24 protein-coding genes and 2 other annotated features are annotated in these 24,458 nt (G+C 35.9%); of the genes, 20 read left to right on the top strand and 4 right to left on the bottom strand.

From position 1 onward, the window contains the following. Positions 1-12 precede the first annotated feature (12 nt). Positions 13-702 carry a response regulator transcription factor gene (locus NHG49_RS09460; RefSeq protein WP_064476435.1) on the top strand — a complete coding sequence of 230 codons (690 nt, stop codon included), beginning with the start codon at positions 13-15 and terminating at the stop codon, positions 700-702. Between the two features lie 50 nt (positions 703-752). Here the strand turns inward: NHG49_RS09460 and NHG49_RS09465 are convergent, their stop codons facing one another. Then, a complete protein-coding gene (locus tag NHG49_RS09465) occupies positions 753-1,511 on the bottom strand; it encodes an SDR family oxidoreductase (RefSeq protein ID WP_064476434.1) in 759 nt (252 codons plus the stop codon). 260 nt (positions 1,512-1,771) lie between these two features. Then, positions 1,772-2,017, top strand: a binding site (T-box leader). 67 nt (positions 2,018-2,084) lie between these two features. Beyond that, positions 2,085-2,323 (top strand) — a binding site (T-box leader). A gap of 152 nt (positions 2,324-2,475) precedes the next feature. On the opposite strand from NHG49_RS09465, the gene ilvE reads away from it, so the two are divergent. The 6 genes from ilvE to ilvA are packed head-to-tail and all read left to right on the top strand — an operon-like array spanning position 2,476 to position 9,373. After that, positions 2,476-3,375 (top strand): branched-chain-amino-acid transaminase, encoded by a 900-nt coding sequence (gene ilvE, locus NHG49_RS09470; protein WP_088048511.1) that lies wholly within the window; start codon positions 2,476-2,478, stop codon positions 3,373-3,375. Between the two features lie 22 nt (positions 3,376-3,397). Further along, positions 3,398-5,110 carry an acetolactate synthase large subunit gene (gene ilvB / locus NHG49_RS09475; RefSeq protein WP_064476432.1) on the top strand — a complete coding sequence of 571 codons (1,713 nt, stop codon included), beginning with the start codon at positions 3,398-3,400 and terminating at the stop codon, positions 5,108-5,110. After that, positions 5,107-5,337: an ACT domain-containing protein gene (locus NHG49_RS09480; protein ID WP_064476431.1), complete on the top strand. Its 231-nt coding sequence runs from the start codon at positions 5,107-5,109 to the stop codon at positions 5,335-5,337. Before ilvB ends, NHG49_RS09480 begins: the two co-directional genes overlap by 4 nt. Before the next feature lie 14 nt (positions 5,338-5,351). Beyond that, the gene (gene ilvC, locus NHG49_RS09485) at positions 5,352-6,359 is read left to right on the top strand and encodes a ketol-acid reductoisomerase (RefSeq protein ID WP_064476430.1); all 1,008 of its coding nucleotides are present in this window, start codon (positions 5,352-5,354) and stop codon (positions 6,357-6,359) included. A gap of 46 nt (positions 6,360-6,405) precedes the next feature. After that, the gene (gene ilvD, locus NHG49_RS09490) at positions 6,406-8,079 is read left to right on the top strand and encodes a dihydroxy-acid dehydratase (protein WP_064476429.1); all 1,674 of its coding nucleotides are present in this window, start codon (positions 6,406-6,408) and stop codon (positions 8,077-8,079) included. 31 nt (positions 8,080-8,110) lie between these two features. Beyond that, complete coding sequence (gene ilvA / locus NHG49_RS09495) at positions 8,111-9,373, top strand: threonine ammonia-lyase IlvA (protein WP_088048512.1); 1,263 nt, start codon at positions 8,111-8,113, stop codon at positions 9,371-9,373. A gap of 80 nt (positions 9,374-9,453) precedes the next feature. On the opposite strand, the gene NHG49_RS09500 is transcribed toward ilvA, so the two are convergent. Together NHG49_RS09500 and NHG49_RS09505 are read right to left on the bottom strand one after the other, a co-directional pair. Beyond that, a complete protein-coding gene (locus NHG49_RS09500) occupies positions 9,454-9,681 on the bottom strand; it encodes a hypothetical protein (protein WP_033657814.1) in 228 nt (75 codons plus the stop codon). Between the two features lie 52 nt (positions 9,682-9,733). Beyond that, positions 9,734-10,837 carry a CapA family protein gene (locus NHG49_RS09505; protein WP_088048513.1) on the bottom strand — a complete coding sequence of 368 codons (1,104 nt, stop codon included), beginning with the start codon at positions 10,835-10,837 and terminating at the stop codon, positions 9,734-9,736. A gap of 216 nt (positions 10,838-11,053) precedes the next feature. Here NHG49_RS09505 and NHG49_RS09510 point away from each other — a divergent pair, with 216 nt between their 5' ends. The 3 genes from NHG49_RS09510 to NHG49_RS09520 all read left to right on the top strand — a co-directional run bounded on the left by NHG49_RS09510 (position 11,054) and on the right by NHG49_RS09520 (position 14,022). Then, complete coding sequence (locus tag NHG49_RS09510; RefSeq protein WP_064476426.1) at positions 11,054-11,770, top strand: DUF554 domain-containing protein; 717 nt, start codon at positions 11,054-11,056, stop codon at positions 11,768-11,770. 18 nt (positions 11,771-11,788) lie between these two features. Continuing rightward, complete coding sequence (locus NHG49_RS09515; RefSeq protein WP_142289440.1) at positions 11,789-12,640, top strand: GNAT family N-acetyltransferase; 852 nt, start codon at positions 11,789-11,791, stop codon at positions 12,638-12,640. 167 nt (positions 12,641-12,807) lie between these two features. Further along, the gene (locus NHG49_RS09520) at positions 12,808-14,022 is read left to right on the top strand and encodes a multidrug efflux MFS transporter (protein WP_000179291.1); all 1,215 of its coding nucleotides are present in this window, start codon (positions 12,808-12,810) and stop codon (positions 14,020-14,022) included. A gap of 53 nt (positions 14,023-14,075) precedes the next feature. Here the strand turns inward: NHG49_RS09520 and NHG49_RS09525 are convergent, their stop codons facing one another. Further along, entirely contained in the window at positions 14,076-14,837 is a 762-nt protein-coding gene (locus tag NHG49_RS09525) for a DODA-type extradiol aromatic ring-opening family dioxygenase (RefSeq protein WP_000982936.1), read from the bottom strand. Between the two features lie 204 nt (positions 14,838-15,041). On the opposite strand from NHG49_RS09525, the gene NHG49_RS09530 reads away from it, so the two are divergent. The 10 genes from NHG49_RS09530 (at position 15,042) to NHG49_RS09575 (ending at position 24,308) form a co-directional block, all read left to right on the top strand. Beyond that, positions 15,042-15,965: an alpha/beta hydrolase gene (locus NHG49_RS09530; protein ID WP_001102603.1), complete on the top strand. Its 924-nt coding sequence runs from the start codon at positions 15,042-15,044 to the stop codon at positions 15,963-15,965. Between the two features lie 55 nt (positions 15,966-16,020). Beyond that, entirely contained in the window at positions 16,021-16,626 is a 606-nt protein-coding gene (locus tag NHG49_RS09535; protein WP_048561151.1) for a pentapeptide repeat-containing protein, read from the top strand. A gap of 81 nt (positions 16,627-16,707) precedes the next feature. Beyond that, a complete protein-coding gene (locus NHG49_RS09540) occupies positions 16,708-17,352 on the top strand; it encodes a LytTR family DNA-binding domain-containing protein (protein ID WP_000389704.1) in 645 nt (214 codons plus the stop codon). Positions 17,353-17,479: 127 nt separating this feature from the next. Further along, positions 17,480-18,994 carry a succinyl-CoA:acetate CoA-transferase ScpC gene (scpC, locus tag NHG49_RS09545; RefSeq protein WP_064476424.1) on the top strand — a complete coding sequence of 505 codons (1,515 nt, stop codon included), beginning with the start codon at positions 17,480-17,482 and terminating at the stop codon, positions 18,992-18,994. A gap of 230 nt (positions 18,995-19,224) precedes the next feature. Beyond that, complete coding sequence (locus NHG49_RS09550) at positions 19,225-19,668, top strand: GNAT family N-acetyltransferase (RefSeq protein WP_064476423.1); 444 nt, start codon at positions 19,225-19,227, stop codon at positions 19,666-19,668. Positions 19,669-19,695: 27 nt separating this feature from the next. Beyond that, positions 19,696-20,055: a YunG family protein gene (locus NHG49_RS09555; RefSeq protein ID WP_064476422.1), complete on the top strand. Its 360-nt coding sequence runs from the start codon at positions 19,696-19,698 to the stop codon at positions 20,053-20,055. A gap of 53 nt (positions 20,056-20,108) precedes the next feature. After that, a complete protein-coding gene (locus NHG49_RS09560) occupies positions 20,109-21,434 on the top strand; it encodes a bifunctional S-methyl-5'-thioadenosine deaminase/S-adenosylhomocysteine deaminase (RefSeq protein WP_141669141.1) in 1,326 nt (441 codons plus the stop codon). Positions 21,435-21,588: 154 nt separating this feature from the next. Further along, positions 21,589-23,217 carry a peptide ABC transporter substrate-binding protein gene (locus tag NHG49_RS09565; RefSeq protein ID WP_064476420.1) on the top strand — a complete coding sequence of 543 codons (1,629 nt, stop codon included), beginning with the start codon at positions 21,589-21,591 and terminating at the stop codon, positions 23,215-23,217. Positions 23,218-23,658: 441 nt separating this feature from the next. Further along, positions 23,659-23,868 carry a hypothetical protein gene (locus NHG49_RS09570; protein WP_000726954.1) on the top strand — a complete coding sequence of 70 codons (210 nt, stop codon included), beginning with the start codon at positions 23,659-23,661 and terminating at the stop codon, positions 23,866-23,868. Positions 23,869-23,927: 59 nt separating this feature from the next. Further along, positions 23,928-24,308 (top strand): BA_1872 family lipoprotein, encoded by a 381-nt coding sequence (locus NHG49_RS09575; RefSeq protein ID WP_000771817.1) that lies wholly within the window; start codon positions 23,928-23,930, stop codon positions 24,306-24,308. Positions 24,309-24,458 lie beyond the last annotated feature (150 nt).

Consider the following 24,458-nt stretch of genomic DNA (forward strand, 5'->3'; position numbering starts at 1 on the left):
AAGGAGAGCATCTTGAAAAGAATTTTAATTATTGAAGATGAAGCAATTATAGCAGAGTTAGAAAAGGATTATTTAGAGGTTGCTGGGTATACAGTAGATATTGATTACTCTGGCGAAAAAGGTTTACAAAGAGTTCTTCTGGAGGATTATGACTTGTTAATTTTAGACATAATGTTACCGGGAATAGATGGATATGAAATTTGTAAACAAGTTCGATTGAAAAAGGACATCCCAATACTTATGGTATCCGCAAAACAAGAGGAAATCGATAAAATTAAAGGGTTAGGTTTTGGAGCAGATGATTATATTATAAAACCGTTTAGCCCGAGTGAAATGGTGGCACGTGTAAATGCTCATCTAGCTCGTTATGATCGTTTAACAGGAAAACGAGAACAAATAAAAGATGAAATTCGTATTCGAGGATTGCTTATTGATAAATCGGCCCGACGTGTATTTGTAAATGGAACTGAGGTCATGCTAACAGGAAAAGAATTTGATTTATTAACTTGTATGGCAGAACATCCAAATCAAGTATTTAGTAAAGATCGTCTCTTTGAAACTGTATGGGGGATGGATGTAATTGGTGATGCAGCAACGGTTGCTGTACATGTGAAAAATATTCGTCACAAAATTGAACTCGATCCATTCGATAAATCATATATCGAGACAATTTGGGGAGTAGGGTATCGTTTTACACAATGAAAAAGGCCAGCAAAAGTGCTGGCCTTTTTTTGCGTAAGTAGATTAAGAAATTACAAACAAGATCCTCCGCTCACATCAATTAATTGTCCAGTAACCCAGCGGCTGTCTGGAGAAGCGAGAAATGCCGCGGTATCGGCAATATCTTCTACTTCACCTAAGCGATTAAAAGCGGAAATGGTAGTAGCGTACTGTTTCATCATTGGGTCGCTCAAGAGTTCCGCATTCATATCTGTTTTAATAAATCCAGGAAGTATTGCATTCACTGTTATTCCTCGTGCTCCGAGCTGTTTTGCTAGTGTGAAAGTCATCGTATTAATAGCGCCTTTCGTCATACTATATGCAACGAAATCAGGTAAAGAAATACGAGTGGCAGCGGATGAAATATTAATAATTCGGCTATTGTCACGTAAACGAGATAGAGCTTGTTGGATGATAAAGAATGGTGCTTTTGCATTTACTGAAACCATTCTATCAAAAAATTGTTCAGTCGTTTCTTCAATAAAAGCACCAGGACCAATTCCAGCGTTGTTTATTAAAATATCGAATTTAGTACTACCAGTTCTTTTTTGTAATTCGTTATCTAAAGAACTATAAAGGGTTTCTACACCATGTAAAGATTCAAGGTTTGCACCGATAGAAAAAGCAGATCCGCCATTTGATTGAATTTCATAAACAGTTTCTTCAGCATCTTCTTTTCGATTTCCGTAATGAATAGCAACTAATGCACCGTCGTTTGCTAAACGTTTTGCAATAGCACGTCCAATTCCTCGGCTTGCTCCTGTAACTAATGCCACTTTTCCTTTTAACATAGTTTTCTCATCTCCTCAAAAAATTTTATATGTTATTAAGTTGTTTTTCTTTATGTAGTAATGCGAACATACTTAAGTAATATATGAGTATGTGTAAGAAGTTCATTCCGATTTTGTTTTGAGAAAAAATAAATAAACTTCTCTTGAATTGATTGAATTTTATTTTTTTTCGGAAAAACATGTTGACAATGAAAAGAACAACGTCCTATAATACGTTTAACAAATAAAAGTTAATTAAGAATTTTCCAACTTCATATGTTACATATGCAAAGAAGAGGAAAGTAGATGGTTATGATCGTTTCAGAGAGCTGCTCCTAGGCTGTGAGAGTAGTAACAATCGAATCATTGAAGATCACCTCGGAGCATCGCTTGCGAAAGGGAAACTGAGTAGAGGGCGACGGCATCGTCTCCGATAAAAGGACGGGGGTCTAATTGGACCTACAAAGCTTATATTTCGCGAGAAGTATAAGGAAGCTGAGTGGTACCGCGAAACTCTCGCCTCAGCAATCAAAGCTACTAAATTGTAGTAGTTGATTGCTGAGGCGAGAGTTTTTATTTTAAAAAATCGAATAAGAGAATGCGTAGAAGAGGAGAGTAAATGATAAAAATTGTTTCAGAGAGCCGCCTAGAAGCTGTGAGGGCGGTAACAATTTCATCATTGAAGATCACCTCGGAGCACTACTTTTGAAACTAGTAAAAAGTAGCGGAGTTGTTTCCGATAGAAAAACAAAAGTCTAATTGGACTTGCAGAGCTTATATTTCGTGAGAAGTGTAAGGAAGCTGAGTGGTACCACGATTCCCTCGTCTCAGCAATGGATTGCTACAAGTATGTATGTAATCGATTGTTGAGACGAGTATATTTTTAAGGTTTATATACTGAATATTCTGTTAAAAATACTCATCTCAGCAATCGATATAGAAATAGATTGCAAAAATAGAGAGAAAAAAAGAGGAGCGATGTGAGATGGGAAACCAGTACATTTATATGAATGGGGAATTTGTAGAAAAGGAAAAGGCAGTTGTTTCAGTATATGATCACGGTTTTTTATACGGAGACGGTGTATTTGAAGGAATTCGTAGTTACGGTGGAAATGTATTTTGTTTAAAAGAACATGTAAAACGATTATATGAATCGGCAAAATCTATTTTACTTACAATCCCATTGACGGTTGAAGAAATGGAAGAAGCGGTTTTACAAACGTTGCAAAAAAATGAGTATGCGGATGCTTACATTCGTTTAATTGTTTCACGAGGAAAAGGTGACTTAGGGCTCGACCCTAGAAGTTGTGTGAAACCGAGCGTTATTATCATTGCAGAACAATTAAAGTTATTCCCTCAGGAATTTTACGATAATGGATTAAGCGTTGTATCTGTTGCATCAAGACGTAATACGCCAGATGCACTAGATCCACGCATTAAGTCAATGAACTACTTAAATAACGTACTTGTAAAAATTGAAGCGGCGCAAGCAGGAGTGCTAGAGGCACTTATGTTAAATCAACAAGGATATGTTTGTGAAGGATCTGGAGATAATGTTTTCGTTGTGAAAGATGGAAAAGTGTTAACACCTCCTTCTTATTTAGGAGCGCTAGAAGGTATTACGAGAAATAGTGTTATCGAGCTATGTGAGCGACTTAATATTCGGTGTGAGGAAAGACCGTTTACTCGTCATGACGTATATGTAGCTGATGAAGTGTTTTTAACAGGAACGGCAGCAGAATTAATTCCGGTTGTAAAAGTTGATTCAAGAGAAATAGGAGATGGGAGACCGGGAAGTGTAACGAAACAATTGACAGAGGAATTTAAAAAGTTAACGAGAGAAAGAGGGGTACGTGTTCCAGGACTGGCGGAGAGCTTACTGTAGATAGGGAGAGGAGTTAATTAAAATGGAGCAGCATACAACATGTGAGAAATTACAGTGTGAAAATGTGACAGGTGCCGGACACGTTATTCAATGTTTGAAAAATTTAGGTGTAACGACTGTTTTCGGTTATCCGGGCGGAGCGATTTTGCCAGTATACGATGCGTTATACGGAAGTGGTTTGAAGCACGTTTTAACTCGTCATGAACAAGCTGCCATTCATGCGGCAGAAGGGTATGCGAGAGCTTCTGGAAATGTCGGGGTGGTCTTTGCTACCTCTGGACCAGGGGCGACAAATTTAGTTACGGGTTTAGCAGATGCTTATATGGATTCGATTCCTTTAGTTGTTATTACAGGGCAAGTTGCAAAACCTCTCATCGGAAAAGACGGATTTCAAGAAGCAGATGTTATCGGGATTACAGTACCTGTTACGAAGCATAATTACCAAGTTCGTGATGTGAATCATTTATCACGTATTGTACAAGAAGCTTTTTATATCGCCGAAAGCGGGCGACCGGGACCAGTATTAATTGATATTCCAAAAGATGTTCAAAATGAAAATGTAACAAATTTTTATAATGAAGTAATTGAGATTCCAGGATACAAAATAGAGCCTATGCCAGACAGTAGGAAGCTTAGAGAGGTGGCTAAAGAAATTTCAAAAGCAAAACGCCCACTTCTTTATATCGGCGGAGGTGTCATTCATGCAGGTGGATCAGATGAACTCATCCAGTTTGCGAGGGAGAATCGTATTCCTGTCGTTTCCACTTTAATGGGAATAGGTGCATATCCGCCGGGAGATTCGTTATTTTTAGGAATGCTCGGCATGCATGGAACGTACGCTGCAAATATGGCAGTAACAGAATGTGATTTATTACTTGCGTTAGGTGTTCGCTTCGATGATCGTGTAACAGGAAAATTAGAACTCTTTTCTCCGCATTCGAAAAAGGTACATATTGATATAGATCCTGCGGAGTTCCATAAAAATGTAACTGTGGAATATCCGATTGTTGGAGATGTGAAAAAAGCGTTACACATGTTGTTACATATGCCGATTAATACACAAACAAAAGAATGGCTTACGAAAATCGAGGAGTGGAAAGAGGAATATCCTCTTTCTTACAATCAAAAAGAATGTGAGTTGAAACCACAGCATGTTATTAGCCTAGTAAGTGAATTAACGAACGGTGAAGCGATTGTTACGACAGAAGTAGGACAACATCAAATGTGGGCTGCGCATTTTTATAAAGCGAAAAACCCACGGACTTTTCTAACATCTGGCGGACTAGGAACGATGGGGTTTGGTTTCCCGGCGGCAATTGGTGCTCAGCTTGCAAAAGAAGAAGAACTCGTCATTTGTATTGCAGGCGATGCTTCTTTTCAAATGAACATTCAAGAACTACAAACAATTGCTGAAAATAATATTCCTGTAAAAGTATTTATTATAAATAACAAATTTTTAGGGATGGTAAGGCAATGGCAAGAAATGTTTTATGAAAATCGTTTATCAGAGTCAAAAATCGGATCGCCAGATTTTGTGAAAGTGGCAGAAGCTTATGGAGTGAAGGGATTAAGAGCGACGAATTCAACCGAGGCGAAACAAGTGATGTTAGAAGCAATTGCTCATGAAGGTCCTGTCGTAGTTGATTTTTGTGTAGAAGAAGGTGAAAACGTATTTCCAATGGTTCCGCCAAACAAAGGGAATAACGAAATGATTATGAAGAGGTGGGAAGAATGAGCCATACTTTTTCACTCATTATTCATAACGAGCCAAGCGTCTTATTACGTATAAGTGGGATTTTTGCTCGGCGTGGTTATTATATTTCTTCTTTACATTTAAACGAAAGAGATACTAGTGGTGTTTCTGAAATGAAACTCACAGCAGTTTGTACTGAAAATGAAGCGACATTACTTGTTGATCAGTTGAAAAAATTAATTGATGTACTGCAAGTAAATAAATTATAGGGAGTGTATGGAATATGAAAACGTATTATGAGAAAGATGCAAATTTAGAGTTATTACAAGGGAAAACAATTGCGGTAATTGGTTATGGATCTCAAGGTCATGCGCAGGCACAAAATTTACGTAATTCTGGTGTGGAAGTTGTAGTTGGTGTTCGGCCTGGTAAGTCTTTTGAAGTAGCAAAAGCAGATGGATTTGAAGTAATGTCTGTTTCAGAAGCTGTTCGAACCGCGCAAGTTGTACAAATGCTATTGCCAGATGAACAGCAAGCACATGTGTATAAAGTAGAAGTAGAAGAGAATCTCCGTGAAGGACAAATGTTACTTTTCTCACATGGATTTAATATTCACTTCGGACAAATTAACCCGCCAAGTTACGTAGATGTAGCGATGGTCGCGCCAAAAAGTCCAGGTCATCTCGTTCGGCGTGTATTTCAAGAAGGAAATGGTGTTCCGGCATTAGTAGCAGTACATCAAGATGCAACAGGAACAGCATTAAGTTTAGCTCTTGCGTATGCAAAAGGTGTAGGCTGTACACGTGCAGGCGTAATTGAAACGACATTCCAAGAAGAAACAGAGACGGATTTATTCGGTGAGCAAGCAGTGCTTTGCGGCGGGGTAACGGCACTTGTGAAAGCTGGTTTTGAAACATTAACAGAAGGCGGATATCGTCCTGAAATTGCATACTTTGAATGTTTACATGAATTAAAGTTAATTGTTGATTTAATGTACGAAGGTGGTTTAACGAACATGCGCCATTCTATTTCCGATACGGCAGAGTTCGGAGATTATGTAACAGGGTCGAGAATTGTTACAGATGAAACGAAGAAAGAAATGAAACGAGTACTTACAGAAATTCAGCAAGGTGAATTCGCGAAGAAGTGGATTTTAGAAAATCAAGCTGGGCGACCAACGTATAATGCGATGAAAAAAGCAGAACAAAATCATCAGTTAGAAAAAGTAGGAGCAGAGCTTCGTGAAATGATGAGCTGGATTCACGCACCGAAAGAATTAGTAAAGAAATAGAATAAGAGATTATAAGTGAAAAATACGTAAGAGGGGATTTGACAAGATGAGAAGTGACATGATTAAAAAAGGTTTTGATAAAGCGCCGCACCGTAGTTTATTAAAAGCAACTGGTTTGAAAGATGAAGATTTTGATAAACCGTTTATAGCTATCTGTAATTCTTTTATTGAAATTATTCCAGGTCATAAGCACTTAAATGAGTTTGGGAAACTTGTTAAAGAAGCAGTGCGTGCAGCAGGTATGGTTCCATTTGAATTTAATACAATTGGAGTAGATGACGGTATTGCGATGGGGCATATCGGTATGCGTTATTCGCTTCCGAGTCGTGAAATCATAGCAGATTCAGTAGAAACGGTTGTAAATGCACATTGGTTTGATGGTATGATTTGTATTCCAAACTGTGACAAAATCACACCCGGTATGATGATGGCTGCACTTCGTATTAACATTCCAACTGTATTCGTTTCAGGTGGTCCGATGGCGGCTGGAAAAACATCTAAAGGAGAAGTTGTCGATTTAAGTTCTGTTTTTGAAGGAGTAGGAGCTTATCAATCTGGTAAAATTTCAGAAGAAGAATTAAAGGATATTGAAGATCATGGCTGTCCATCTTGTGGTTCTTGTTCCGGTATGTTTACAGCGAACTCTATGAACTGTTTATGTGAAGTATTAGGTTTAGCTCTTCCGGGTAACGGAAGTATTTTAGCCATCGATCCAAGACGCGAAGAATTAATTAAACAAGCAGCAGAGAAATTAAAGATTTTAATTGAAAGAGATATTAAACCGCGAGACATTGTAACGGAAGAAGCAATTGATGATGCGTTCGCACTTGATATGGCGATGGGCGGTTCAACAAATACAGTGTTGCACACATTGGCGCTCGCGCAAGAGGCTGGATTAGATTACGATATGAACCGCATTGATGCCGTTTCAAGACGTGTACCACATTTATGTAAAGTAAGCCCTGCTTCCAATTGGCATATGGAAGATATTGATCGAGCGGGCGGGATTAGTGCAATTTTGAAAGAGATGAGCCGAAAAGAAGGGGTACTTCATCTAGACCGAATAACGGCTACTGGGCAGACGTTAAGAGAAAACATTGCTCATGCAGAGATTAAAGATAAGGAAGTTATTCATTCTCTCGAAAACCCTCATAGTGAAGAAGGGGGATTACGTATATTAAAAGGAAACCTTGCGAAAGATGGGGCAGTTATTAAAAGTGGGGCAACAGAAGTAAAACGATTTGAAGGACCTTGCGTTATTTTTAATTCACAAGATGAGGCGCTTGCGGGCATTATGCTTGGAAAGGTTAAGAAAGGCGATGTAGTTGTTATTCGCTATGAAGGACCAAGAGGCGGCCCTGGTATGCCGGAAATGTTAGCACCAACATCAGCGATTGCTGGTATGGGATTAGGTGCAGATGTTGCGCTATTAACGGATGGTCGTTTTTCTGGAGCTTCACGTGGTATTTCGGTAGGGCATATTTCGCCAGAAGCAGCTGCGGGCGGAACGATTGCACTTCTCAAGCAAGGGGATATCGTTTGTATCGATGTTGAGGAAAGATTGTTAGAAGTAAGAGTTAGTGATGAAGAATTAGATAAGCGTAAAAAAGAATGGAAACGACCAGAACCGAAAGTGAAAACTGGCTGGCTTGGACGTTATGCACAGATGGTAACATCGGCGAATACAGGTGCAGTTCTAAAAATCCCGAATTTTGATTGAGCCAATTTAAAAGAGATAAGGATGATATGAAATGGTGCAGAAGGTAAAGGAGAGAGTGAAAATTGAAGATATCTTAATGGCTCATAATTGCATGAAAGATATCGTTATTAAAACACCGTTACAACGTGATACAGTTTTATCTGAGAAATATGATTGTGACGTTTATGTAAAAAGAGAAGACTTACAATTAATTCGCTCTTTCAAAATCCGTGGTGCGTACAATTTAATTCAAAGTTTATCGAAAGAACAATTACAAAACGGTGTTGTTTGTGCAAGTGCAGGTAATCATGCACAAGGAGTTGCTTATACGTGCAATTTATTGAAGATTCCGTCAAAAATCTTCATGCCAACAACGACGCCTAAACAAAAAGTATCGCAAGTACAATTTTTCGGTGGTGATTTTGCAGAAATTGTATTAGTTGGTGATACATTTGATAGCTCTTTCCAAGAAGCGCAGCGCTATTGTGAGGATAATAGAATGACGTTTGTTCATCCGTTCGATGATTCGTATGTTATTGCTGGTCAAGGAACAGTGGCAGTTGAAATTATGCATGATATGGAGAAACCAGTTGATTATATCTTTACAGCAATCGGCGGTGGTGGATTAGCATCAGGTGTTGGTACATATGTTAAAGGTGTTAGTCCTGCTACAAAGATCATTGGTGTAGAGCCAATGGGAGCTGCATCTATGAAAGAGGCTTTTCTTCAAAATGAAAATGTCGCATTGGAGAAAATAGATAGTTTTGTTGATGGGGCAGCTGTTAAAAAGGTAGGGAAGTTAACATTTGAAACTTGTAAAGATGTAATTGATGATATTGTTTTAGTACCAGAAGGAAAGGTTTGTACGACGATTTTAGAACTGTATAAGAAAAATGCAATTGTAGCTGAACCGGCTGGTGCACTATCTATTGCAGCGCTTGATTTATATAGAGATGAAATAAAAGGTAAAACAGTTGTATGTACGCTAAGTGGTGGAAATAATGATATTGATAGAATGCAAGAAATGAAAGAACGTTCGCTCATTTACGAAGGGTTAAAGCATTATTTTATCATTGAATTCCCGCAGCGTTCAGGTGCGCTAAGAGAATTTCTTGATAAAGGGTTAGGGCCAGAAGATGATATTACGCGCTTTGAGTATATTAAGAAGCATAATAAAGAAAATGGCCCAGCACTAGTCGGAGTAGAGTTAAAACATAAAGAGGATTATGAGCAATTAATTACTCGTTTTAAAGAAAATAATATTCAATTTATGGAGCTTAATAAAAATCCTGTTTTGTTTAATTTACTTATTTAATAGAAGGAAAGAGTTAGCACCCAAATAAAAAAGATAGATACAAGCGGGGAAATATAATGCTTGTTCTATCTTTTTTAAAGTTAAACTAGATACTCATTAAATTCAAGAAGAATAAAGCTAGCTAACCAAAAAAATATCGCAATGCGAATAATTACATACATTGTAAATTCAAAGGGAGTAAGATTTCGCTCTCGCTTTATTTTTTTAAATAGTCTCACAGAATAAAAGGAACATAAAAGTAGGATTGCTATAGACATTTTATAGATGTTTTCTAAGAGGTTTATATTTTCTAATAAGTCTTTTAGCATATTCATCACCTATCCTCTAATGTATGTTACAGAGAAATTTATCTTGCGCTGTCTAGTTGCGTTTATTTTTTATTTCCCCTGCTTCATCAATTTCTACGTCAGTTGAAATCGTTTGTAAATATTGTAGAGCTTTTTTCTTTTCTTCCTCATTTACAGGGGAAACTTGGTTGTTGCGAATGATGTAAGGATTGAATGACATTTGGACATCCTTTCCTTTAAAAGTTAAAGTTAATACGCCAGTTTCGGCGCTTTTCCCGCTCACATAACTTGGGAATAAAAAGTTTCCTAATGAGTAAGCGATAGGAACTTTATTATAATACTCAAATCCTTGTAACCAATGCGGGTGACTCCCGACAATCGCGTCAGCTCCTGCTTCAACCATTTTAGGTACATATTGTTTTTGGTATTCTACCGGACGATTTGATTTTTCAACGCCCCAATGCATATAGACGATTAAATAGTCTGCATCTTTCTTTTGCTCTTTAATTGTTTTTGTTACAAGATTTAAATCATATCCGTTTGCAACACCAGGTTTATTGTCACGAGCTACCCAATTCGTATCAGGCATAAATCGAACGAAGGAAAGAAATTTGAACTTTTTCCCTTTTACAGTCATTTCTCGTGCGGTATAGGCATCCTTTTCATTCTTTCCGGCTCCAATGTATGGGAACTTTAATTTTTCTACGTGAGAAATCGTGTCTAATAATCCATCTTGCCCATAATCAAGTGTATGGTTATTCCCGATATTTACGATGTCATATCCAGTGTTTTTTATAGCTTGTAGTGTGGATGGATCACTTTTAATCCAAAATAGTTGCCCAGGTGCTTTTTTTTCTCTCGTTGTAAATGCTGACTCTAAATTAACGAAAGAAATATCAGCTTTTGTTATTTCTTCTTTTACATGTTGGAATGGATAATCAGCCCCGTTTTTTTCGATTACAGGACGTAATTGCCAATCGAACATAGTATCACCAGAGAAGGTGAGTGTAATTTCCTGATCTTCTATTTTCTTTTCACTTGTTGAAGCGGTTTTACTAGATTTGTTTTGCAAATCGGGTTTGTCTTTCGCTTTTGAAGTAAAAGAGTAGTTAATTAATAAAACAATTGGTGTAATGCAAAAGGCTATTAACAGAAATCGTTTTAGTAAAGTTTTCATAAATACCGTCCCTTTTGAGTTTATACCGCAATTTGTGGGCAGTAAAACTCGCGCTAGTTAAAGTTTCACTTTATGTATAACTACAAAAAATTGCGGTTTATGTAGTGAAAAACATTTGTTAATATTCTCAATATTAAGTTAACATATAGATAACCTGTAAATCAATGTATAAACCAAAATATAGAAATAAAGAATTCGAAGGGTGAAGAATGAGAAATGGTTATATTAGGAGCAGTTGTAAATGGGGTTTGTATTATATTTGGTACTTTACTAGGTAAATTATTTAGTAGAATTCCAGAAAGTATGAAGGGAACAATTATGCATGCAATCGGTTTAGCGGTTACTGTGCTTGGACTTCAAATGGCATTGAAAAGTGAAAATTTTCTTGTTGTCATACTAAGTTTAGTTATTGGTACCGTCATCGGGGAATGGCTACAATTAGAGGGGAAATTAAAACAGTTAGGAGATTGGCTAGAAAATAAAGTTGGATCGAAAGGGAAAGGGAGCATATCAGAAGGTTTTGTAACAGCTACTTTAATTTTTGCAATTGGTGCGATGGGGATACTTGGTGCACTCGACAGCGGGATTCGCGGCAATCATGATATTTTATTTACAAAGGCGATTATCGATGGATTTATTTCTATTATATTAACGACAACTTTAGGAATTGGTGTAGTATTTTCGGCGATTCCAGTTATTTTATACGAAGGAGGGATTGCGGTTTTTGCAACACAAATTAATAGTTTGGTCCCGAAAGAATTAATGAATCAATTTATAGTGGAAATGACAGCTACAGGTGGTATTATGATAGCCGCTATTGGATTGAACTTACTTGGTATTATTAAAATTAAAGTGGCAAATTTACTGCCAGGTATATTGGTAGTTGGAATAATTGTTTCACTTATTTATGGTTACGGTTTAATAGTAAAGTAATAGGGGGTGGAGATACATATGGAGGAGTATAAATTTACAAAACGTGTTCATAACATATTGAAGATTGCAGCAGAAGAGGCAGAAAGTAATATCATTCAACCAGCTCATCTGCTTATAGGCATGTGTAAAGAAGGTGCTGGAGTTTGCAGCGAGTTGTATATGTATTTGTTTCGTAACGTGGGTACGGATTTTTTAGAAAAACTTTCATTACGAAAACAATACGATTTAACGGATCAAGAGTATAAAAAAATAGGACAATATAAGGTATCTTATAAGGTGCTAGAAATTTTACAAATAGCGAAGAAACGTATGGAACGTTTTCAGCAAGTAATAATGAATGAAGGGCATGTTATATATGCACTATTTCGTGTAAATACGTTTATTGAAAATGCACAAATACAAAGAGATATATTACGTATTATAGCTGAGCCAAGAGATTTAGCGGTTGATCTAAAATGTTTTGTTCCTACTTATAATGATTTAACTTGTACTGTTAGAAAGGCTAGCTCTTCTGATTTCGAAAAATTAGCAAGTTTTGTTGAGGCGGAATTTGGTGAACGTTGGCTGCATTCGATAGCGTATGGATTTCGTACATATAAAGATAATTTACCTATTTATATAGCAGAACAAGAAGAAGCGATAGTAGGCTTCGCTTGTTATGATGTAGTGAGAGGAAAGAAGGGATTGTTTGGTCCAATGGGCACAGCGAAACAAAATCGAGTGAAAGGTGTAGGGAAGCAATTGTTACATCGTTGTTTACATAGTATGAAGCAAGAAGGATATGAATACGTAATTATTGGACAAGCAGGTCCGATTGAGTTTTATGAGCGAAATTGTGATGCGCGTTTAATACCGTTAGAGAATAAGTAACCAACTCCATATAGGGGAGTTGGTTTTTTTATGAAAATAATGTAAAGATGTAGTGGTTTTTACTAGAAAATAGCGGGTTTTGTAGTAAATCTTACAAATAAAGCAAATTACTAAACTTTTTACAAGAAAGGGTGTAGAATGGGTATCTAAAGAAAGAAGGTGTGAAAATGGCCAGCTGGAAACGAAATTTAATGATTTGTTGGCTAGGTTGTTTTACCACTGCAGCCGGTATGAGTTTAGTAATTCCTTTTTTATCTTTTTATATTGAGGAATTAGGAGTAACTGGCACTTCTAGTATTGCACAGTGGTCGGGACTTGCATTTGGTATAACATTTTTAATGGGTGCGATCGTATCACCAATATGGGGAAAGCTGGGTGATATACATGGACGGAAATTGATGCTTATTCGTGCGAGCCTAGGTATGGCGATTATTATGACGCTTATGGGATTTGTAACGGATGTGTATCAATTAGTAGCACTAAGATTTTTAATGGGAGCAGTATCTGGTTTCCTTTCAACGGCGATGACATTTATTGCAGCAGAAACTCCGAAAGAACATTCAGGTTGGGCAATCTCCACAATTTCAACAGGTGGCGTGAGCGGTTCTTTACTTGGCCCATTACTTGGTGGTTATTTGTCTGAGTTAATTGGAATGCGCCATGTTTTTCTTGTTACAGGAGCTTTTTTATTCCTTTCTTTTCTCATCGTTTTTTTCTTCCTACATGAAGAGAATCACTCCGCTCAAGCAAAAAAAGTACAACAGAAAAAAGTATGGACGATGGTTCCAGCAAAGCATTTAATTATTAGTTTATTTGTAACAACATTTATTATTCAACTTGCGAACATGTCAATTCAACCTATTATTACATTGTATGTAAAGAATTTAGAAGGCCCAGGAACAGCTCATATTGAAATGATTGCAGGCGCAGTCATGTCTGCGACAGGTTTAGCGATTATTATGGCAGCTCCTAAGTTAGGTAGATTATCAGATCATATCGGTCCTCAAAAAACGTTAGTTGTAGCGTTGTTTGCTGCAGGAATTATTTTTATTCCGCAAGCATTTGTAACCTCAGCTTGGCAACTATTAATTCTTCGCTTTTTATTAGGTATTGCACAAGCAGGACTATTACCTTCCGTACAAACTCTACTAAAACAACATACACCAACCCATGTAACGGGAAGAATATTTGGGTATAATCAATCGTTTCAGTTTTTAGGAAATATGATTGGACCAGTACTTGGTGGACAAATTGCAGCACATGCGGGCTTCCAATATGTTTTCTTTTCTACTTCATCACTATTATTTATTGCGTGCATTTGGGTTTATTTTCACAATAAGAACGAAGAGGTATCAGAGAAACGACATTTGGAAGTTAGTTAACTAAGTGAATGAAAAAGAAAAAGGATGAAGCAACGATTGCTTCATCCTTTTCTTTAAAATTGGAGACAAAGATAGCTTAATGTACCAAGCTCGTAACTACGGTGAATGACTTCACCGTTATTATCGCCACTTCCCATAGCGATAAATAAAGGAACAAAATGCTCTGCTCTTGGTACTGCTAGTTGTGCATGAGGGGCATTTTTCTCCCAATTAAATAATGCATCTTTATCAGTAGTCTGCATATGTTTAATAATCCAATCATCAAACTCAATTGCCCATTGTTCGGGTGTCGTTTGATTCCATTTTAAAGCTCGTAAATTATGAACGGTAACACCGCTCCCGATTACTAAAATATCTTCTTGCCCAAGTCCTTTTAGTGCTTCTCCAATTTCAAATTGTTCTTTTGCAGGAAGGAATGGATTGACTGATATTTGGACGACAGGAATATTTGCTTCTGGATACATGCGGTGCAAGAGTGTCCATGAGCCATGATCTAAACCTCTCGTCATATTATGATGGACTGGAATACCTTTGTTTTTAAATTTTGTTTCTAACATAGATGCAATGTTAGAAGAGCCTTTCGCACGATATTTAATTTCATATAACTCAGGAGGAAAACCTCCAAAATCATAAATTGTTTCATATTCGTTATCTGATGAGGAAATCGTTAATACTTCACTTTCCCAGTGAGCAGTAAAAATAACAATTGCTTTCGGTTTATATGTTTCTCCAAGTGTTTTTAAAAAACTTGTATATTCTGTATCTTGAATAGCAAGCATCGGTGATCCGTGTGCTAAAAATAATGATGGCATCATAATAGAAACCTCCCAAAAATATAATAATTACTTTATGTAAGTTACTATATAATTTTATTTTAAATTCGTCAACATAATAGTTATAGAGCTAATTGGAAAAGTGCAGTATTTGTCATAATGAAAGCAATTGCATATAATACATAATAAGAATAATGAATGGATATTCATTTTTTGATATACATAATAGAGTTGGGGGCTGACGAAATGAACGTACAGGAAAGTTTCGTTACGGCATTGGATGGATCGGAAATTTATTTACGTAAGTGGCTACCAGAAAGAGATCCGCGAGGGATTATTCAAATTGCACATGGTATGACAGAACATGCAGGTGTTTATACAGACTTTATTGCTGCTTTATTAGAAGCAGGGTATGGTGTTTATGCGCATGATCATAAAGGTCATGGGAAAACAGTGAAAAGAGAAGAAGATTATGGTCATTTTGAACCAAATGTAGGTTGGAATGAGGCTGTGTCTGATGTTATTTTTGTATCAGAAACGATAAGAAAAGAGCAGACATGCCCGTTGTTTTTACTTGGACATAGTATGGGTTCTTTTTTATCAAGACGTGCTGTACAACTTAAAGGTGGATTATATGATGGATTCCTTATTTCAGGAACTGGTGGGAACCCGGGATTCTTAGGAGTCATTGGTCATAAAGTAGCGACAATCGAGATGAAACTACGCGGGGCAAAAACGAAAAGTCCGATGCTAAACTTTTTATCTTTCGGAAATTTCAATTCGCACTTTAAACCAAATCGTACGAAATTTGATTGGTTATCTTCAGATAATAATCAAGTTGATAAATATATTGCGGATCCTTTATGTGGATTTATTTGTACAACAAGTTTTTATCGTGAATTATTTTCTGGGGTATTAGAAGTAAATAAACTAGAAGAGTTTAAGAAAACACCGAAAAACCTTCCAATACATATTTTTTCAGGAAATCGTGATCCTGTTGGGGATATGGGGAAAGGTGTAAAAGAAGTATATGAAAATTATAAAAAATGTGGCGTGAAAGATGTAACATTGCGTCTATATGAAAATGGAAGACATGAAATGTTCCATGAAGTAAATCGAGATGAAGTATTTCAAGATTTGATTTCTTGGTTAGATGGACATATTGTATGAGAAGAAACCTCACTTTTTTCAAGTGAGGTTTCTTTAAGGAGACGGAGGAATAGTTATGAGTGAATTTGTAAATAAAGAGTATATAGAAATAGATTTTCAAGATGTTTTGATTAAAGAAGAGGAATTGAAAAATTGTACTTTCATAAAATGCCGTTTTAGAGGGATAGATGCATCGGAAGTTTCTACTGAAAATTGTAATTTTATAGAATGTGATTTTACCGGTGCTCTATTTAACGCTTCTATCCATCAAGGAACTACATTTGCGAATTGTAAGTTTGTTGGTGTGAATTTATTCGTATCGAAGTTTGAAGAATGTAAAATGACTGGCTCTGATTTTGAAGAAGCGAATTTAGATGGAATAACTATAATATCGGGCGATTGGTCATATACGAATTTAAGGTTCGCGAACTTAAGTAAACAAATGTTAAAGGGTATACGTTTAATTGAAGCTGACCTATATGAATGTAATTTAGAAAAAGCAGATTTACGTGAAGCAGATTTAACAGGTGCACAATTAGGTAAGGCGAAACTTAGTGGTGCAGATTTAAAAGGGGCGGTAGTTGATAGAATTGATTTTACAAGTTTTGATTTAAAAAATGTGAAATTAGATATAGCGCAGGCAGTTGCAGTAGCAAGATGTTATGGGGCTAAGGTGAACTAAATAATCTGTAAAACCGTTCAAATTGCTGAACGGTTTTATAAATCATAATAGTAGTATAATAGTAAATGAGGTGTTAATAATATGGAAGATAAAACATTAGGTATACTACTAGATGTTGTTGGGGAATTATTTTCAGATGAAATATCAATCGCCGTTTCAAATACGAAAGAATATATTTACTATCGACCAAGCAAACGAATTGATTTAAAGATTAGCACCGGAGATCCTATTAAGGAAGGGACGATTGCTCATAAAGCAATGATAACGAAGCAAAAAGCCTCTGAGTTTATTAACCGAGATGTTTTCGGTATTCCTTATCATGGAATGGCCGTACCTTTTTCAAATAATGGCAAGATTGAAGGTTGCGTGACGGCAATTTATCCCGCTTTAACGGATGGTAAGTCGGTCGTTACTTTAAAAACAACAGACGGCTGGGTTCCAGTTCCTTTCTCAAAGGTCATGTATTTAGAAGCTAAAGATAAAAAGACGTATGTGAATTCAGAAGAGTTAACAGGAACACATAAGTACTCGCTACAAGAATTCGAATACTTGCTGCCGAAAGATTCTTTTATTAGATGTCACCGTTCTTTTATTGTAAATGTTAATCATATTAAAGCGATTTACCCTGATACGCATTCTACTTTTTTACTTTCTATGGATAACGGAGAGAGGGTACCAGTGAGTCAATCATATGCTAGCTATTTTCGTAAGCTTCTAGGATTCTAAATGTTTCTGCTTTAGAACCTAGATTCGCTGTTTTATCTGAATTTTCGGCATTGTGTAAGAAAATTCCTATTTTGATACTGTTAATGTGTAAAATAATTATGAATATTCATTAAGAGAGGGATTACATATGGAGAATAATTTAGATAGAATTAGGGATCAACGTTTAAAAGATCGAGTAGTTACACCTGAAGAAGCAGCTTCATGGATTGAAAGTGGAATGACTTTAGGTTTAAGTGGATTTACACGCGCTGGGGATGTAAAAGCAGTCCCATTTGCACTTGTAAACCGAGTGAAGAATGATAAATCTTTTAAAGTGAATGTTTATACAGGGGCTTCCTTAGGTTCGGATGTAGATAAATTATTTGCTGAGGCAGGAATTTTAGGGAAAAGATTGCCCTTCCAAGCTGATGCGACTATGCGAAAAGGAATTAATAACGGAGACTTTTTATTTGTGGATCAGCACTTATCTCATACAGCAGAGTTACTCCGTGCTGACGTTATGGATATAGATGTCGCTATTTTGGAAGCGGTTGCGATTACTGAAGATGGCATGATTATTCCAACCACTTCAATTGGAAATTCCTTAGCATTCTCCTTACATGCTAAGTCCATTATTATTGAAATGAATATGGCTCAATCTACGCAACTAGAGGGGCTACATGATTTATATGAACCAGGTAAACAAGGGGAAAGACTCCCAATTCCGCTCGTAAAAACGGATGATCGAATTGGAACAATCGGTATTCCGATTGATGCTGAAAAAGTGAAGGGAATTGTGTTTACGAATCAACTGGATTCGCCATCGACAATTGTTCCTCCAGATGAAGAAACTGTCATTATGGCACAGCATTTAATAGAGTTCCTTCGAGAAGAGGTTAAAGTAGGTCGATTAACAAATCGTTTAGCGCCGTTACAATCTGGAATTGGTTCAGTTGCTAATGCAGTATTGCACGGTATGCTAGATTCGGAGTTTGAAAATTTAGAAGTGTATTCTGAAGTTTTACAGGATGCGGTCTTTGATCTAATGGATGCTGGGAAAGTCAATTTTGCTTCCTGCTGCTCCATCACGCTTTCTGAAGAGAAAATGCAACAAGTATTTTCTAACTTTGAAAAATATCGTGATAAATTAATGATGCGCCCGCAAGAGATTTCTAATCATCCTGAAATCATTCGTCGCCTTGGATTAATCTCGATTAATACTGCTTTAGAATTAGATATATACGGAAATGTTAATTCTACTCACGTTTTAGGTACAAAAATGATGAACGGTATTGGTGGTTCTGGCGATTTTGCAAGAAATGCGCGTTTAGCTATCTTTGTTACTAAATCGATTGCAAAAGGCGGCAACATTTCAAGTATCGTTCCTTTCGTTTCGCATGTAGACCATACGGAACACGATGTAGATGTTATCGTCACTGAACAAGGGTATGCGGACTTAAGAGGACTAGCGCCAAGAGAAAGAGTGGAACTAATTATTGAGAATTGCGTACATCCAATGTATCGTGACCAGCTAAGAGCTTATTTCGAAGAAGCACAAACAAGAGGTGGACAAACCCCTCATGTTTTAGAAAAAGCTTTTTCTTGGCATACGAATTATGCTAAAAATGGAACAATGCTTGAAGCAGTAGTAGAAAATATATAGTTATGTAGTATAAAAATAGTAAAACAAATGACTCTCAATATAATATGCCATAAAGGTTAAAAGAAAAAGAACGTCAATTTTCAGGAATGGCGTTCTTTTTCTTTTCAAAAATTGTTACCTATAATAAAGATTTATAAAAGTAATCTCTTATTTACGGAAATAAGAGGTTTTTTAAATTACTTTTCGAATCATTTTAAGAGTTTATATATTGAATGTGAGGAGAAAGAATCATGAAGATAAGAAAAGCGTTATTAAGTGAAGTAAATGAATTAAGTGAACTCGCACTACATTCAAAAGCAACGTGGAACTATAGCGAAGAATTCATACTTGCTTGTAAGGAAGATTTAACAATTACCGATGAGTACATAAAAAATAATTTTGTATATGTTTTAGAAAACGATAATACGATGATTGGATTTTTTTCATTTTTACGTAATGAAAATGCTCTCGATTTCCTATACATTCATCCTCGTTACAAAGGGAAAGGGTACGGGAAAATACTTTGGGAGTATGTAATAGAAAAAGCAAATGAACTAGGAATAAAAAGTTTTACAATTGATAGTGATCCGAATGCAAAAGGGTTTTACTTGAAGATGGGAGCAAAGTTAATCGGGGAAACACCATCAACGGTTTTTAAGGAGCGATTACTGCCTCTTTTGAAATATGATGTGTAAAACAATTAATAGTAGGAGAAGCTGAAAATGGATCATATAAAGAGAAAAAGAATATATGAAGCACTAATAAAATCGTGGTCGATTGAAACGAGTTCAAAGTGGACAAGTGAAAATCCAGCAAAGGGACAGTGTGGTGTAACGGCTTTAGTCATTCAAGATATATGCGGAGGGCAAATCAAGAAGACAAAAATAGGAGAGGTGTGGCACTTTTATAACTGTATAGATGGGAAGAGGCTTGATTTTACAGGGGCTCAATTCAATAGAGAAATGGATTATATGGATGAGAAATCAAATCGGGAAGAAGCATTTGCGGATACAAATGAAAAACAATATAGCATTTTGAAGGAAAAGATAATGAAAGAATTCAAATTATCTTTTGACTCTTAATCTTTAATAAGTTACTATAATGGTGGTAACTTATTAAAGGGAACTTCATAGAGTTGAAAGGGGAAATACTTTTGAAAACAACTTATGTAAACGCTACAATCGTAACGATGAATGAACAAAACGAAGTGATAGAAAATGGATATATCATTGTAGAAAATGATCAAATTATAGATGTAAAGAGCGGAGAATTCGCTAATGATTTTGAAGTAGATGAAGTAATTGATATGAAAGGAAAGTGGGTTTTACCAGGGCTTGTAAATACACATACACACGTTGTAATGAGTCTCTTAAGAGGTATTGGCGATGATATGTTATTACAACCATGGCTGGAGACGAGAATTTGGCCACTTGAAAGTCAGTTTACGCCAGAGCTTGCGGTTGCTAGTACGGAATTAGGATTACTTGAAATGGTGAAAAGTGGTACAACATCATTCTCTGATATGTTTAATCCAATTGGAGTAGATCAAGATGCAATTATGGAAACGGTATCAAAGAGTGGGATGCGAGCTGCTGTTTCAAGAACTTTATTTAGCTTCGGAAAGAAGGACGATGAGAAGAAAGCGATTGAAGAAGCTGAAAAATATGTGAAGCGTTACTATAACGAAAGTGGTATGTTAACTACGATGGTTGCGCCGCATAGTCCATATACATGTTCTACAGAACTGTTAGAAGAGTGTGCTCGTATTGCAGTAGAAAATCAAACGATGGTTCATATTCATCTTTCGGAAACAGAGCGTGAAGTACGTGATATTGAAACACAGTACGGAAAACGTCCAGTAGAATATGCAGCAAGTTGCGGTTTATTTAAACGCCCAACAGTTATTGCACACGGTGTAGTATTAAATGAAAATGAGCGTGCATTTTTAGCAGAACATGATGTTCGAGTAGCTCATAACCCGAATAGTAATTTAAAACTAGGTTCTGGTATAGCGAATGTAAAAGCGATGCTAGAAGCAGGAGTGAAAGTAGGAATTGCAACAGATAGTGTGGCATCTAATAACAATTTAGATATGTTTGAAGAAATGCGTATAGCGACTTTACTACAAAAAGGTATTCATCAAGATGCAACAGCATTACCAGTTGAAACGGCTCTTACACTTGCGACTAAAGGAGCTGCTGAAGTAATCGGCATGAAACAAACAGGATCACTTGAGGTTGGAAAGTGTGCCGATTTTATTACGATTGATCCGTCTAATAAGCCGCATTTACAACCAGCAGATGAAGTGTTATCACACCTTGTATATGCCGCTAGTGGAAAAGATATAAGCGATGTAATTATTAACGGAAAACGTGTCGTTTGGAATGGTGAATGTAAAACGTTAGATGAAGAGCGTATTATATTTGAAGCGAGTCGTTATAAACGAGGTTTACAAAGATAGGTAATTATATGTAGTTGAAAAAGCTATCCTTTTTTAAAAGGATAGCTTTTTTCTTGAACGAATAAATATTCAAAAGAATGTCGCATCTTTCTGTTCATATTTCTGCTATAATATATAACGCTTTATAATATTTTATACTTAAGGAGAACAATTCATGAAGCAAAAAAAGAGCCATTTAATGGTAATGGCACTTGTTACAACTTTATTATTAACAGCTTGTAATAATAAAGCGAATAAAAGTGATGCAGAAGCTAAAAAACAAGTGTTAAATGTAACAGTATCAGAAGAAATTCCTTCTCTTGATACTGCGAAAACGATGGATGGTACATCAGCGCACGTTATGCAAAACATATTTGAAGGTTTGTATGTATTAGATGATCAAGATCAGCCTATTCCAGCGGTAGCAAAATCGTTTAAAAGAAGTAAAGATGGTAAAAAATATACATTTGATTTGCGTAAAGATGCAAAATGGTCAAATGGAGACAGTGTGACAGCAAATGATTTTATGTTTGCGTGGAAACGTGCAATTAAACCTGAAACAGCATCTCAATATGCGTACATGCTCTTTCATGTGAAAAATGCGAAAGAAATTAATAAAGGAACAATGCCTCTTGATACACTTGGGGTTAAAGCAATAAATGATTATACGTTAGAAGTGGAACTCGAACAGCCAATTCCGTATTTTTTACAGTTGTTAGCACTGCCGATTTACTTACCACAGCATGAATCATTTTTGAAAGAACAAGGAAAGAATTATGCATTGGAACCTAGTAATCTCATATATAACGGGCCATTTGTATTAGAGAAGTGGAAGCATGAACAAGAGTTTCAATTAAAGAAGAATGCTACATATTGGGATCAAAAGAAAGTGAAATTAGACGAAATAAACTTTCAAATTGTAAAAGATACAATGACGGTTGTTAATTTATACGAAGCTGGTGATTTGGATCGAGTGCCTATTAATTCTCAATTTGTAGACAAGTATAAGGGAAGTAAGGACTTACATATGTCGAGCGATTCAGGAATTGCTATGCTACGTTTTAATGAAAAAAATAGTGCGTTAGCAAATAAAAAGGTGCGTCAATCTATTTCATTCGCGTTAAATAAAGAAGATTTCGTTGCTCACTTTATTAATAACGGGGCAAAACCTGCAAGCGAACTTGTACCGGCTGGTCATATAAATGAAGAGACTGGCAAAGATTTTAGAAAAGAAAACGGAGATCTTTCTTCATATGATTTGCAAAATGCGAAAAAGATTTGGGAAGAATCGAAAAAAGAGCTTGGAGTAGAACAAGTAAACCTAGAGTTTTTAACGTTTGAACAAGATAATGCAAAACGTATAGCAGAATATATAAAAGGTGACTTAGAAAAGAATTTGCAAGGATTAACGATACAAATTAAACAACAGCCATTTAAGCAAAAATTACAGTTAGAACAAACAGGAGATTACGATATATCTATGGCAAATTGGGGACCGGATTATAAAGACCCAATTAGTTATTTAGAACTCTTTACGACGGATAATCAGAATAACAAAATGAATTATTCTAACCTTCACTACGATGAATTAATAAAGAAAGCGAAAAGCGATTTTGTACTAGATCAAAAGAAAAGATGGGAAGCATTGCAAGAGGCCGAGCGTATTCTGCTAGAGGATGCTGCAGTTGCACCGCTTTATCAAATGGGATCAGCCTACGTACAAAAGGATTATGTAAAAGGAATTGAGAAGCATCAATTTGGTGGTGTTTATACGTATAAGAATGCTTATATCGCTAATGAATAAATACAAAAAACCTTACTTTTTAAAAAGTAAGGTTTTTTTAAAGAGTACATGGAATAAGGGAATACAGTACAAATCAGCATAAAAACAATCTCTTGTTGTAACTATGTTTGTTTTTAATTATATAAAAAATATTAAATTATATATTTTGTCATTGATATACTTAAAAGGTAAATGAGGTATTAAGATGAATCGATAGCGATGTTTGTGTATAATTATTTGAGTATTATAAAAATAAGGGAGCTTAAGTATTTGAATTGAACGGGCTTTTTCTATATGAATTAATTGGTATGTATAATACTTGGGGATATTAATTTGGGAATCTAGGGGGATCCTTTGAAGCTAGAAAAAGCAGAGTCAAATTCCATGTACCATTAGGTCCTGATGTAGGTTTATGGGATTTGGTTTAGAAGTTAATGTTAAGGAATAAAGGGGATAATTAGTATGAAAAAGAAAATAAAAAGATTTAAATATTTTATGGTTGTATTAGCCTGTATTGCAATTTTGGGTACAATTTTACCTAATGCATTAGATCCAAATGAAACATTAGCAGGTAACATCTCAGTTGCAGTTTTTGGTACAATGGGTACTTGTTTATTATTTTCTATTACTTATTTTATTATAAAAACAGTTATTTTAAGAGGTGGGAAATAAGATGGTACAAAATTTAGAGTTAGAAATTTAATTCATATACATAAAAAAGGAGAATTTCTATGAAATTACTACGTTTATTTATGATTCTCACTCTTGTTGTATTGTTAAGCGCATGCAATACAGCAACACAAGTCACAAAGGTTCAAAAAAATGGCGAAACGACTTTAAAAATTGGTTCGTTGCAAGGGTATTACGATGTGCAAACGATTAAAGCTGAAAAAGGAAATGTGGAAATTCCTTATGAAGCAGCCGTTGAAGAAGGTACGATTTTATTGCAAGTTACAAAAGGTGATAAGGTTATTTATGAAGAAGAAGTCACTTCTCAACAAGAAGGTCTGCTTTCTTTTGAAGCGCCAAAATCCGGATCATATGATTTAATTGTACGAGTGAAGGGTGAAAAAGAGAAAGCAAAAGAAATTCAAATACATACTAAGCTATGAAAAAATGGCAAGTGGAGTGCACCCGCTTGCCGTTTCTATTTTCGGTTGATTCTATCACAACAAATGTTTATTAATGTAAGAAATGCTTCGCTGCGCCCTGCTGTTTATTCCGCCGAAATTCCTGATGAAGTTAAAATAAGAGATGAACAA

The organism is Bacillus sp. IBL03825 (assembly GCF_024712505.1).
GTDB lineage: Bacteria > Bacillota > Bacilli > Bacillales > Bacillaceae_G > Bacillus_A > Bacillus_A wiedmannii.